Source organism: Sphingomonas sp. EU05-FHT14C10 (assembly GCF_058790595.1).
In genome coordinates this window covers 17465-30272 of the sequence record NZ_JBYTEN010000015.1, presented here as the reverse complement: position 1 = coordinate 30272, position 12808 = coordinate 17465, and the positions used below count along the sequence as shown (strand labels likewise).

Here is a 12808-nt window from a genome sequence, read left to right as displayed (position 1 = left end):
GGGCGGTTATTGACGCGGGCGTGCGAATCCCATCGCCTCGAACACGCCGTCGCGCCGGATCAGCGCGTGGACGAGCGCGGCGGCAAGGTGCGCGAGGATCAACGCGAAGAAGGCGAAGGCGACCAGGCCATGCGCCAGCCGCAGCAGCCCGAACAGGCGCAGATCCTGCGGCACGATCGGCGGCAGCACGACGCCCTTGGCGATCTCGACCGGATAGCCGCCGGCGGACAGCATCGCCCAGCCGATCAGCGGCATGGCGAACATCGCGGCATAAAGCAGGATGTGCGATGCTCTGGCGACCAGCTTCATCGGCGCGGGCATGTCGGCGGGCAGCGCCGGCGCGCCGGTGGCCAGCCGGACGACGAGGCGGACGACCACGATCGCGAGGATCGCGATGCCCAGCGGGCGGTGGAAACGGATCAGCGTCTCATAAGCCGGCCCCGCCGTCGAAACCATGCCGACGCCGACGAACAGCATCAGCAGGATCAGCGCGGCCATCGTCCAGTGGATCAGGCGCAGGGCGGGGTGGAAGCGTGCGCGCATGTCAGTGCCCTCCCATCGCCTTGCCGATCGCGCTCGGCCCCGGCGTTTCCAGCGCGCGGCGGCGGAACGAGGCCGAGTAGGCCGCCGATCGCGCAGGCAGCAGCGGATCGTCCGAGATCGAAACCCCCGCCGGCAATATGGTGGGGTCGAAGGTGATGTCGCGGCACGGCCCGGCCTCCTCGGTCTCGGCGCGCTGGATGGTCAGCGTGCCGACGGCGATGGTCCTACGATCCGCCGGCCATGCCACCGTCGCCTTGTCGGTCGCGTCGCCGGGATTGGGCAGCGTCACGATCATCCGCCAGACGGCCGGCCCCTTCGCCAGCCGCGCGATCATCTCGTCGAACAGATAGTCGGTCGGCAGCGCGTCGAGCTTGCTCTTGTCGAGCGCGCCGAACGGCGCTTCGGGCGCGAAGGACCAGCGCACCGTCTGCACCGCGCCCGCCGCGTTGCGGAAGCGGAAGGCGTTGATGCTGTAATAGGTGCCGTTGGCGAAGCTGTCGGGCAGCGGCGCCTTGGCGATATAATCCTGATAGGCCTTGGTCTCGGGATGCTGCGCCAGATAGGCCTTCATCAGCGCCGGGTCGGGCTTGCCCGTCGCGGGCAGGGGCGTGCTCGCGCGCTGCAGGGCGACGAAGGCCTCGGGCGTCGCCACCGGGAAGATCGGCGTATGATCCATCGCCATCCGCCAGATCGCGCCGTCGGGCGCGGTGATCTGCAGCGCCATGGCGTGGAACACGTTGCGCCCGTCGGTCGCGATCGGGTTGCTGCCCCCGGTCGAGAAGCGCCCGAACACCGGATAGCTGCCCTTCGCCAGCATCGGCGCCTTCGACAGCGCCACGCCCTCGCCATTCGCGTCGAAGCGCCCGGTGAAGCACAATCCCTTGGCATGGGCGCGGCGATAGCCGGGATGCGTGCCGGCATTCTTCTCGAGCGCGGTGGCCAGCGTTCCGCCGCTCACCCGCTTGGGTCCGATCCAGCCGCCGGCCCAGGCGAAGCCCGCGATCAGGATCAGCGGCGCAGCCGCGATCGCGACGATGGCGGACGGACGGGCGTGACGGTCGGGCATCTTCTATGGGCTCGCAGCTTGTCGTCCGCAGACGGACGGCTTTGTAGCCGAAAAGTGCTGCGGGATGGGGAGGTTTGTCACTCACCCCTTCGTTTATGGTGCCCGCGCCGTTACGCCCGTTCCGTCAATTCTTCGCCGCCACCAGCCTGTCGTCCATCAGCGCCTGGAACTGCGCGAGCGTGCACAGCCCGGCCACGCCCAGCGCGTTGCAGCCGGGCAGCGGCAGCACCGCGCGATAGGGCTGCGCCGCGCCGCCCAGCGGGGTCAGCGCCCTGATCTGCGCGATCGACTGCGACCGGTATGATGCGCGCACATAGCGCTGGCCATCGGCGCTCGCGAGCCGTTCGAAGATCAGCGCGCCGCCGGGCGAGGGATCGTCCCTGGCAAGGCCCGGCACCTTCCAGTGCAGGTCGAGCAGGCCGCCCAGATTGGCGACATTGGTGTCGTGGCCCGAGATCATCGTGACTTCGGGCGCATCGGTCGCGGTCATCGTGTCGCGCATCGCCGCGCCGATCAGCGCCAGGTTGCGCGCCGCCAGATAGCGCGGCCGCGCGAGCACCTGGAACTCCAGCGCGTGAAGCGCCGATCCGCGCTCGATGTCGGCGGGCGTCGCGCGGCCCCAGCCCACGTCGCTCATCGGCTTGCCGTCGGCATATTCGAGCAGCAGGATCTGCGCCACGGTCGAGGCGCGATCGATCGCGCCGGTCAGCTTGGGGCGCTTGTCGGGGACCGCCGGGGCGAGCCCGGTCGGTCCGCCGCCGACGCCGCACGCCGTCCTGGCGGTGCCGCAGAGAATGGCGTTCAGCCGGTCGAGCACCGGCTTCTCGCGCACATCGAGCGCCGCGAGCCCGCCGGGGCCGAGGTCGGCGATCACCGCCGCGCGCGCCTTGGCGGGATCGAACTCGACCATCTTCTCGTCGATGATCGAGAAGATCGGATCGGCCACGTCCTGCGGCTTATGCTCCAGCGCGACCGGGCAGCCGGCGGCGACGCCCTCGCCATAGATGCGCCCGGTCTCGATCGTGCGCTGGTCGCTGTCGGCGATAATCCGCACCTTGGCGCAACCCTTGGCGGGGATCAGCCCCGCCGCGACCCAGCTCTGCCGGTCGGCGGCCGCGATCAGCGCGATCGCCCTGGCGCCGCGCTCGGTGAGATAGCCGGGCGCGACCGTCCAGCCCGGCCATGCCTCGGCGGCGACGCCGGCGGGCATGGGCGGGTTCTTGGTCGGCGGGCGCACGCCGTGCCGCATCAGCAGCACGACGCGCTCCAGCTTCAGCGCCGGCTGGCGCGTGGCCGGCGCCTGCGCCTGGGCACTCCCTGCCGCCGCCAGCAGCAGCGCAAGGATCGCAGCCTTCTTCATCTCGCTCCCTCTTCCGTCGCTTGTTCTAGAAGTGGAGCTGTATGCCGCCGCGCAGGCTATAGTCATAGCGCTCGCGTTCGATCAGCTGGTTGCGCGTGCCGATGAAGCGCCGCCAGGGCGCATTGGTCAGGTTGGTCGCGTCGGCGAAGACGGTGACCTGCGGCAGGATCTCGTAGCTGGCGTGGATGTCGAGCTGACCGTTATTGTCGGTATACTGGTCCTCCTCGGCCGAGCCGCCCAGGCCGTCCAGATATTTGGAGCGGTAGGAATAGGCGACGCGCAGCGCGAAGCCGTACTTTTCGTAGAAGAGCTGGGCGGTGCCGCTGTTCTTCGACTGGTAGAAGAGCGGGAAGTTGCCCGACCGGTCGTCGAGGCCTTTGCCGTGACCGCTGACATGCGTGAAGTTGGCGGCGACGCCGAAGCCGTCGAACGGCGCGGGCAGGAAGGTGAAGCAGACCTGCGCGTTCACCTCGACGCCCTTCACGATCTCGCTGTCGACATTGACCGGGCGAGTTACGTTGGCGATCGGGTAGAGCACGTTGCCGAAGGTGCCGTTGGTCACGACGCTGGCCTGCGCGTAGATCGGATTGTCGATATGCTTGTAGAACAGGCCGACCGACAGCAGGCCCTGACCCGGCAGATAATATTCGGCGCCGAGGTCGAGATTGACTGCCTTATACGGCTTCAGGTCGGGGTTGCCGAGCCCGATGTTCGGGATCGTATCGTCCTCGACGGTCACATAGGGCGCCAGATCGGGGTAGTTGGGGCGGCCGATGGCGGTCGTCACCGCGCCGCGCAGCACGATGCCGTTGCCCACGTCGTAGCGCGCGTTCAGGCCCGGGAACCAGTTGGTATAGCTCTTGCGCCCGAAGCTGTTGTAGCCCTCGTCGATCGTCGAATTCTCGTCGACGATCTTCGCCTTGGTCTTGTCGCGCGTATGCTCGACGCGGATGCCGGGGATCAGCGTCAGGCCGCCGAACTTGAGCGTAGCCATCGCATAGCCCGCCGCGATCTGTTCGTGGACGTCATAGTCGCCGGCCAGCGAGTTGGCGATCGAGGTGGCGTTGTCGATCTTCACCACGCCCGGATTGGCGTCGACATAATCCTTGGCGGCATCCCAATCGATGCGGTCGCCGAAGTGGAACATGCCGTCGTAGAAATTGGTGTTGCCGACATAGGCGACGTTGGTCATCGCCCATTTGGTGCTGCCCTTCTTGTAGGTCAGGTCGTTCTCGTCGTTGGTCTTGTGGCGATCGAGATATTTGCCGCCGACCTTGATCGAGGAATCGTCGCCGATCGGGATGGGCAGCGTATAGTCGGCGCGGCCCTGCCACAGCTTCTCGACCGCGAGGCGGTTGTCGAAATTGACCTTGTTGAAGCTGAAGGCCGAAGCCGTGTCGAACGGGCTGCCGACCGGGATGAACGAATAGGGCTTGGTCGTCAGGTCGTAATTCACCACCGCCGACGGGCCGTTGAAGGTGAACTCGCTGCGCAGCGGATCGCGCTTCTCGGCGCGTGCGTAGCTGCCCGAGACCGACAGCGTGCCCCCGGCGACGTTGAAGTCGCCGCCCAGCGCCACCGACTTGGTGTTGTCGTTCTCGCGGCGGCGGCGCATCTTGATGCTGGTCGATCCCGTGAAGGTCCCGCTGGTGTCGGTCTGGTTCTTGAAGGTGCTGGCCGCGCCGATGCCGATGATGTTCTGGTCGCGCTTCTCATTGTCGGTGAAGCGCGAATAGCTGGTGCGCAGCCACACCTTGGTGCCGTCGCCCGCCTGCCAGTCGAAATTGCCGACCACGCCCAGGCGGGTGCGGATCAGGTTATAGTCGCGCAGGCCTTCCTGATCGGGAACGATGTGGCCGTTCACCGGCGCCCAGTTCTCCGAGCCCTGCAGATTCTGCGACTCGATCGGGCGGCGCGAATAGTTGACCGAGACGACCGCGCCGAACTGGCGATCGGCGCCGAAACGGCCGCCGATCTGGCCGTCGGCTTCCCACGGCTGCTTGTGGTTCATCTTGTACCAGCCATAGGCGCCGCGGGCGTTGACGAAGAAATCCTCCTTGCGGTCGAAGGCGCTCAGCGTCTTGATCGCCACTTCGCCGCCGATCGCGTTGGCGTCCTGATCGGGGGTCAGCGTCTTGGAGACGATGACCGAGCTGATCAGCGCCGAGGGGATGTCGTCGAGCTTGACCTGACGGCCGTCGGGTTCGGGCGCGGGGAGCATCTGGCCGTTGAGCGTGACGTTGATCAGGCTGGGGTCGATGCCGCGGATGATGACGTAGCGGCCTTCGCCCTGGTCGTTGGCGACGGTCAGGCCGGGCAGGCGGCGCACCGCTTCGGCGACATTCTGGTCGGGCAGCTTGCCGACGTCGTTGGCGTAGAGCGCCTCGACGATATTGTCCGCCGAGCGCTTGGCGTCGATCGCCTTGCGCTCGCCTTCCAGCGTGCCGGTGACGACGATGTCGCTGGGGTCGATCGCGTCGGCCTCGCTCGCGGCTGCGGCTGCGGTGGTGGTTACGGCCTGGGCATGGGCGGCGCTTTCCGCTCCCAATGCAAACAGGCAGCCGCCGATCATCAGCGTCGCGCGCACGGACTTCAACATGTTCTGATTCCCCAAACCCTTTTGGAAGCGCACTGCGCGCTCTCGCGGCGGCGGCTAGGTGCGGGGTGTTTCCGGATCGCTACTGTTCGATGACAGATTTGCGACAGCAAAAGCCGGATAATGCATGCATATCCAGAGGGTTGAGACGCAAGTCACGCGGAGACCCTGATTTTTGTTGGTCAAACGTCCAATTGCAAAAGACGCACGTCGTAACATTACGAAAGTTTAATCTCGGCTGGTCAGCATCACGCGCTGATTGCCCGCCAGCCGCACTCGCCGCGCGCCCTGTCCGGGCACGGTGAGCGTCACCGTCTGCGGCTTCTGCTCGATGCCGACCAGCGCGGCGGGCTTGCCCGTCTTGTCGGTCACCAGCCGCGCCGCGCCGCCCTCGATCCGCGCCACCGGCTTGCCGCCGAGGCTGAGCGCCGCGCCACTTCCACCGTAGCGCATCACGGCGGTCAGCTTCGCATCGGTCGGCAGGTCGAGCGCCGCGCCCTTCGCCGCCTTGTGCGCGGGGCGCACGTTCCAGTGCAGCGCATCGGCTTCCTCGGTCACGCCGATCAGCCGCCAGCTATAGTCGATCATCACCAGCGCGCAGGGCGAATAATCGGGATGATCCTCGCCATGCGTGAAAGCCCCCGTCTGCGGATCGATCTGCTGGCGCATGCTCGGATCGGCCTGGATCGCCTCGCACCAGCTATCCATCATCCGCGTGAATTCCGCCGCGCGGCCATAATGATCGAACCAGCGCCCGGCGCGCATCGCGGTCAGCGCCTGCGCCGCGCCGCCCCAGCTATTGGCGGGGATAGGGCGCACGAACCGGGGATCGTCGAGCGCGATCGACGGCAGCGGATAAGGCGTCCAGAATGCATCGGGATTGCCGAGCTGCTTCGCCCAGACCGTATCGAAGGTCGCCTGATCGACAACATGCTCCCCGCACACGCGGCTGATCACGTCGCCCCTGATCCGCACCAGATTGTCCTGCGCGTCGAGGTCGTAGAAGGCGCCGTCCTCCGCGACATAGAGCTTGTCGACGATCGCCTTGCGGATCACCTCGGCGGTATCGGTCCACAGCTGCGCCTCGGCATCGCGGCCCAGCGCCTTCGCCATCGCGGCCAGCGCCCGGCGCGCGCCGAACACCGTCGCCGAAAGATCGGGACACAGCCGGGGCAGCGAGGCGATCGGCGCATGGCGCCGCGCATCCTTGTTGGGGCACTGGTTGGGCAGCCCGGCCCAGCGCGGGCTGTTGTCGTGCCCGGTGTCGAAGGTGCAGAACCCCTCGACCAGCCCGGTGCCGCGCGTGTTGCGATAGCGCATCAGCCAGCCGTCCCACGCCGCGCAGGCGCGATAGGCGGCGACCAGCAGCTCTTCGTTCCCCGTCGCGCGCGCCAGTTCCCACGCGGTGGCGGCGATCGGCACGACCATCTGGATCTGGCCGAAACTCGTCTCGGTCACCTTGTTGTTGGCCGGCAGCTGTCCGTCGGCGCGCTGCAGCTCGAAAAAGGTCATATGGCTGTTGAGCGCCACGTCGGGCCGCCATTTGCGCCAGACCAGCGCCTCGTGCGGCCCGCATTCCTGCCAGATGCCCTTGTAGACCGATCCTTCGATCAGCACCGGCGCGGAGATATAGGGCATGACCTGCACATTGCCCGCGAGCACCGCCAGCGCCTTGTCATAGGCGGCCTGCCAGCGCGCGTCGCCGCTGCGGAAAACGGGCGCCCCGGCCGCCGCCTGCTCGGCCAGCGCCCCGCGCGAGGCCGCGATCGCTGCCAGTCCCACCGCGCTGCTCGCCAGAAATGAACGCCGGTCCACCCGTCTCTCCCTATTTTCCCGTCTCGACGCGGAACCAGTCGACGTCGATCGATCCGCCCTTCGCGGCGTGCGTGAAGCTGAACAAGGCCGGGCGCGATCCCTTCCACCAGGAAAAGCGCGCCAGCGGGATCGGCGCGCCCGCGCTCGCGAAGCTCTTCCCCTCGTCGAGGCTGTAGCTGTAGGCGACCTTCTGGTCGGGGCCGACCTCGGCGCGCAGCACCACGGCGTTGCCCGCCGGCGCCAGCGCGGTCTCGACGCCCTCGGACGCGATCGTCACGCGCGCCGCGCCGCCCTCGCGAACCACACCGATCCAGCTTGGCCGCACGCCGAACAGCGAGAGGCCGGCGCGCTGGCCGTCGGTCATGCGCCCGATCTCGATCCGCGTCATGATCCTGCTCGCCGGCCCCTGCAATATCTGGGTCAGCGTGTTGCGCGCGGTCACCAGATGCCGGGCGGGAAGCGCGGTCAGCCGCAGATAGCCGGGCCGCGCTGCAAGGCTCCACGCCTTGTCGTCGGGATTATGGTTCCATTCCCATTGCAGTCCCAGCCGCCGGCCGGCGAATTCGTCCGACGCCTGCAGCCGGTCGGTCGTCGGCGGCGATCCGGTATCGGGCATCGCATGGCTGGAGACCGGCTGGCCCGCCGTGTCGCCGGGGATCGGATCGCCGATCAGCGGCCAGTCGTCGACCCATTTGAGCGGCTCGAGATAGGTGATCCGCCCGAACGCGCCGGTCGAGTTGAAATGGACGAACCAGTCCTCGCCCGACGGCGTCTCGACCCAGCCGCCCTGATGCGGCCCCTCGAGCGCGGTCGTGCCCTGCCTCAGCACGACGCGCTGTTCGTATGGCCCCTCGATGCTGCGCGCGCGCAGCGCCACCTGCGCGCCTTTCTCCACCCCGCCGAAGGGCGCGAGGATATAGTACCAGCCGTTGCGCTTATAGACTTTCGGCCCCTCGAGGATCGGCAGGTTTGCCTTGTCCTCGACGATCACCTTGCCGTCGTCGAGCACGCGCTTCCCGTCGGGGCTCATCCGGTGGAGGATCAGCGGCCCCGCGCCGTGCACCGAATGGACCAGCCAGGCGGTGCCGTCATCATCCCAGAAGGGGCAGGGGTCCTCGAGCATCGGCTTGTCGACGACCTTCACCGGCGCGCTCCACGGCCCCTCGGCGCGCTTCGCCGTCGCCATGAAGATGCCTTCGTCGGGCGTCGCCCAATAGATATAGAACAGCCCGCCATGATGCCGGATCGACGGCGCCCATACCCCGCTGGCATAGCGCGTCCCGCCGACCGGCTTGGAGATCGTGTCGTTCAGCGTGTGCGGTCCCGGCATGTCATATTGCGGGGCGAAGGGCAGGCGCGGCAGCACATGGCCGGCGATCGTCCAGTGGACCAGATCGCGCGAGCGCAGCACCGGAATCCCCGGCGAGAGGTGGAAGCTGGACGACACCAGATAATAGTCGCGCCCGACGCGGATGATGTCGGGGTCCGAATAGTCGGCGAAGATGATCGGGTTGCTGTAGGTCGCACCCGCCACAGCGGCGGGCGCGGCGACCGGCGCCGTGGCGGCCAGCAGGATCGCCGCGATCATCATCATGCTTCCAGCATGTTGCCATAGCCGATGACGATCGTCGCGAAGACGAGCAGGGCGACCCCCGCCCACACCATCGCGCGCACCCTGGGCGCGGCCCCGCGCCATTCGCGGAAGGCGAAGCCCCACAGCGTGCCGAAGATGATGATCGACGCCATGTGCAGCGTCCACGACGAGAAGCCGAAGCGCCCCATCTGGCTTTCGCCCATCGTGTAGAAGAAGAACTGGAAATACCAGGCCGCGCCCGCAACCGCGCAGAGCAGGAAATTGGCGAGCAGCGGCGCCCCGCCGGCTTCCCTGACGCGGCCGATCCATTCGCCCGCGCTGCGGTTCTTGGCGATCAGCCAGGCGCACCAAACGGCATTGGTGATCAGCCCGCCGAACATGACGAGGCACAGCACGGGCAGGCCGGTCCACAGCGGCCCGGTCCCCGCTTGTGCGGACAGCACGCGCACCGGCTCGCCGGCCGCCAGCCCGAAGGCGAAGCAGGACGACATGATGCCGGAAAATATCGCGACCGCGATGCCCTTGCGGAAATCGAACTCGGCGATCGCCTCGGCCTTCTGCGCTTCGGTCAGCGCGGCGTCCTTGCGCGCGCCGGCCAGTGCGACGACGATGATCCCCGCCAGCGTGATCGCAAGGCCGACGAGGATGAAGTGGCCGCCGCGCGCATCCAGCAGCTTGGCCGCGAAATCGCCCTGGAAGATCGGCGGGATCAGCGTGCCGAAGACGGTGCACAGCCCCAGCACCACCGCCATGCCCAGCGACAGCCCCAGATAGCGCATGGTCAGCCCGTAGGTCAGCCCGCCGAACCCCCACAGCATCCCGAAGATCACCGGCCAGACCAGCGCCGGGGTCGGCGTCCGCGCGAGCACGCCCGGCAGGTCGTGCGTCTGGATGCTGGCGAAAAGCCAGGGAGCGATCAGCCAGGAGACGATCCCGCCGGTCAGCCAGTAAATCTCCCACGACCAGCGCTTCACGCCGCGATAGGGCACGTAGAAGCTGGCCGAGGCGAGGCCGCCCAGCCAGTGGAAGAAGACGCCCAGCAACGGATTGGCGTTCACGCGGTCACTCCCCTCAGATATCCAGCGCCAGCCGGTAGATGCGGCTGGCGTTGCGCCCCCAGATGGCGCGCCGCTCATCCTCGCCGAAATCGGCGATCGCGTCGGCGATCGCGCCCAGCGTCGTGTCGAAATCGGCGAACAGCAGGTCGGTCGGGCAATCGCTGGCGGCCAGCGCCCGGTCGGCCCCGAAAATGTCGATCGTCTCGCGCACGCGCGCCCGCGCTTGCGCAACGTCATAAGGCCGCCAGACGAAGCCGAGGCCCGACAGCTTGACCGCGACATTGGGCAGCGCGGCCAGCGCCTTCATGCCGCTGCGCCATTCGGCGATGCCGTCGCGGTCGAGGTCGACGCCCATGCCGGCATGGTTGATGATGACCGGCGTCTCGGGATGGCGTTCGATCAGCCGGGCCAGCCCCGCGAACTGGCCGGGATAGGCCTGCAGGTCGAACGACAGGCCGTGGCGGCCGAGCAGCGCGAAGCCGCGCGCCCAGGCCTCGTCGCGCGTCACGTCGCGCGCGGTATAGGTGAGGCGCGGATCGGGGTGCCAGTTGGCGATGTGGCGGATGCCGCGAACATTGGGCCGCGCGGCGTGGGCGGCGAGCAGGCTGTCGACCTGCGGATCGTCGAGCGCGGCGAAGGCGACGATCGCATCGGGCATGCCGCGCGCATCGGCGGTCGCCTGCAACCAGTCGGTCTCATTCAGCGCCTGCGTCGCCTCGGCGCCGGCATCGACATGCACCAGCCCCGCGACCGTCCAGTTCCTGGCAAGCGCCAGATAGTCGTCGAGGCCGAAGTCGCGCGCGATCGGCTCGACGCTGCCGTTCGGCCCGTCGTCGGAAAAGGGCGACATCAGCCAGGGATAGCTGATGCGGCCCAGCTCCCAGAAATGCACATGGGCGTCGACGAACGGGATATCGTGCAACGTCGTTCCTCTCCGCGCCCCGGCCCTTGCCGGTCGCGCGCCGTTAGAAAGTGGTCCTGCCCCCCGAGGTATCGAAGGTGGCGGCGGTGGTGAAGCTGCACTCCTCGGATGCCATGAAGCAGATCATGGCGGTGGTCTCATGAACATCGCCCAGCCGGCCCATCGGGATCTTCGATCGCATGTAATCGACTTGGCTCTGCGGCAGCTGGTCGAGGATCGGGCTCTCGAAGGTCGCGGGGGTGACGCAGTTGGCGACGATATTCTTCGTCGCCAGTTCCTTGCCCAGCGATTTGGTGAAGCCGATCACGCCCGCCTTCGATGCCGAATAGGCCGATGCGTTGGGATTGCCTTCCTTGCCGGCGACCGACGCGACATTGATGATGCGCCCATAGCCGTTGGCCAGCAGGTGCGGCACCACGGCGCGGCAGCAGTAGAACAGCCCGTTGAGGTTGATGTCGATTACGCGCTGCCAGCTTCCGATCGGGAAAGCCTCGACCGGGCTGGTCGCGCCGGTGATTCCCGCCGAACAGACGAGGATGTCGATCTTGCCCAGCGCCTTGACGCTGGCTTCGGTCGCAGCGGCGACGACGGCGGGATCGGAGACGTCGAGCGCCTCGACATGCGTCGCGCCGATTTCTTCCTGCGCCGCCGCCAGCGCTTCGGCGTTGAGGTCCCACAGCGCGACCTTGCCGCCTTCGGCGACGATGCGGCGCGCGACTTCGCGGCCCAGCCCCGATGCGCCGCCGGTGACGATCGCGGCGCGGCCCGCGAAGCGGCCTGTGAACGGGCTCATCGGCGCGTCGCTTCCGCGCGCTTGATATCCGCCGGTTTCATGGCCCATACTCCCCCTTGTGATATCGCTACCAGATGTCGTGGCGTCTGCGGCCCGGCAACGGACATGCCGGGTGAACTGGAAAGCGGGGCGGCGCGCACGATTGGACTCTCTCCGATTGCCGAAGCAATGATGTCATATTATGGGAAAAGATGTTATATGATGGGATTTGGTTCGTCAAACGCTTTGAGAACCGATATTTCCCTGACAAGCTAGCAGGCAACCAAGGCGCCGTGCGGAGAGGAATGCGTTCGTGAAACTGCTGCAGGACAAGGTCGTCCTCGTCACCGGCGGCTCGGCCGGAATCGGGCGCGCCGCCGCGATCGGCGCGGCGCGCGCGGGCGCCGATGTCGCGATCAACCATCTCCATTCGGACGAGGCCGCCGCCTCCTGCGTCGCCGAGATCGAGGCGCTCGGCCGCAGGGCCTTTGCGTTGCGTGGCGATGTCGCCGATCCCGAGACCGCGCACGCCTTCGTCGATGCGGCGGCGGAGGCGCTAGGCGGCGTCGACGTCTTCGTCAGCAACGCTGGCATCTGCCCCTTCCATGCCTTTCTCGACATGCCGGTCGAGACGTTCGAGCGCACGATGCGCGTCAATCTCCACGGCGCCTATTACATGGTCCAGGCTGCGGCCAACCGCATGGTCGCGCAGGGGCGCGGCGGATCGATCGTCGCCGTCTCGTCCATCTCGGCCCTCGTCGGCGGCGAATATCAGACGCACTACACGCCCACCAAGGCGGGCGTGCATTCGCTGATGCAGTCGGCGGCGATCGCGCTCGGCCGCCACGGCATACGCTGCAACTCGGTGCTGCCCGGCACGATCCAGACCGACATCAACAAGGACGATCTCGCCGATCCCGCCAAGCGCGCCCATATGGAAGGGCGCATTCCGCTGGGCCGCCTCGGCGTGCCCGATGACCTCGCCGGCCCGATCGTCTTCCTCGCGTCGGACATGGCGCGCTACGTCACCGGCGCCGCGTTGCTCGTCGACGGCGGCGCGTTCGTGAACCTCCAGTGACGAA

The 12808-nt window shown here is 67.6% G+C and carries 10 protein-coding genes; 1 reads left to right on the top strand and 9 read right to left on the bottom strand.

The features are described from left to right. Positions 1–6: 6 nt before the first annotated feature. From AC3WT0_RS14295 to AC3WT0_RS14255, 9 genes are all read right to left on the bottom strand, one after another. The gene (locus AC3WT0_RS14295; protein WP_492754074.1) at positions 7–543 is read right to left on the bottom strand and encodes a cytochrome b; all 537 of its coding nucleotides are present in this window, start codon (positions 541–543) and stop codon (positions 7–9) included. 1 nt (position 544) lies between these two features. After that, positions 545–1609 carry a catalase family peroxidase gene (locus AC3WT0_RS14290; protein WP_492754073.1) on the bottom strand — a complete coding sequence of 355 codons (1065 nt, stop codon included), beginning with the start codon at positions 1607–1609 and terminating at the stop codon, positions 545–547. Positions 1610–1733: 124 nt separating this feature from the next. After that, positions 1734–2969: a histidine-type phosphatase gene (locus AC3WT0_RS14285; RefSeq protein ID WP_492754072.1), complete on the bottom strand. Its 1236-nt coding sequence runs from the start codon at positions 2967–2969 to the stop codon at positions 1734–1736. 25 nt (positions 2970–2994) lie between these two features. Continuing rightward, positions 2995–5568 (bottom strand): TonB-dependent receptor, encoded by a 2574-nt coding sequence (locus AC3WT0_RS14280; protein ID WP_492754071.1) that lies wholly within the window; start codon positions 5566–5568, stop codon positions 2995–2997. Between the two features lie 225 nt (positions 5569–5793). Further along, positions 5794–7380, bottom strand: coding sequence for an MGH1-like glycoside hydrolase domain-containing protein (locus AC3WT0_RS14275; RefSeq protein WP_492754070.1), 1587 nt, complete (start codon positions 7378–7380; stop codon positions 5794–5796). Between the two features lie 10 nt (positions 7381–7390). Further along, positions 7391–8974: a glycoside hydrolase family 43 protein gene (locus tag AC3WT0_RS14270; RefSeq protein ID WP_492754069.1), complete on the bottom strand. Its 1584-nt coding sequence runs from the start codon at positions 8972–8974 to the stop codon at positions 7391–7393. Further along, positions 8971–10032, bottom strand: coding sequence for an L-rhamnose/proton symporter RhaT (gene rhaT / locus AC3WT0_RS14265; protein WP_492754068.1), 1062 nt, complete (start codon positions 10030–10032; stop codon positions 8971–8973). Before rhaT ends, AC3WT0_RS14270 begins: the two co-directional genes overlap by 4 nt. A 13-nt stretch (positions 10033–10045) precedes the next feature. Beyond that, the gene (locus tag AC3WT0_RS14260) at positions 10046–10954 is read right to left on the bottom strand and encodes an amidohydrolase family protein (RefSeq protein ID WP_492754067.1); all 909 of its coding nucleotides are present in this window, start codon (positions 10952–10954) and stop codon (positions 10046–10048) included. 43 nt (positions 10955–10997) lie between these two features. Further along, positions 10998–11747: an SDR family NAD(P)-dependent oxidoreductase gene (locus AC3WT0_RS14255; RefSeq protein WP_492754066.1), complete on the bottom strand. Its 750-nt coding sequence runs from the start codon at positions 11745–11747 to the stop codon at positions 10998–11000. Positions 11748–12039: 292 nt separating this feature from the next. Between AC3WT0_RS14255 and lra1 the strand changes: the two genes are divergently transcribed. Next, positions 12040–12804, top strand: coding sequence for an L-rhamnose 1-dehydrogenase Lra1 (gene lra1, locus AC3WT0_RS14250; RefSeq protein ID WP_492754065.1), 765 nt, complete (start codon positions 12040–12042; stop codon positions 12802–12804). Positions 12805–12808: the final 4 nt, after the last annotated feature.

Bases quoted from the DNA above. Each gene is read 5' to 3' on its own strand.
- AC3WT0_RS14295 (WP_492754074.1), bottom strand. From the start codon at position 543: ATGCGCGCACGCTTCCACCCCGCCCTGCGCCTGATCCACTGGACGATG.
- AC3WT0_RS14290 (WP_492754073.1), bottom strand. From the start codon at position 1,609: ATGCCCGACCGTCACGCCCGTCCGTCCGCCATCGTCGCGATCGCGGCT.
- AC3WT0_RS14285 (WP_492754072.1), bottom strand. From the start codon at position 2,969: ATGAAGAAGGCTGCGATCCTTGCGCTGCTGCTGGCGGCGGCAGGGAGT.
- AC3WT0_RS14280 (WP_492754071.1), bottom strand. From the start codon at position 5,568: ATGTTGAAGTCCGTGCGCGCGACGCTGATGATCGGCGGCTGCCTGTTT.
- AC3WT0_RS14270 (WP_492754069.1), bottom strand. From the start codon at position 8,974: ATGATGATGATCGCGGCGATCCTGCTGGCCGCCACGGCGCCGGTCGCC.
- AC3WT0_RS14255 (WP_492754066.1), bottom strand. From the start codon at position 11,747: ATGAGCCCGTTCACAGGCCGCTTCGCGGGCCGCGCCGCGATCGTCACC.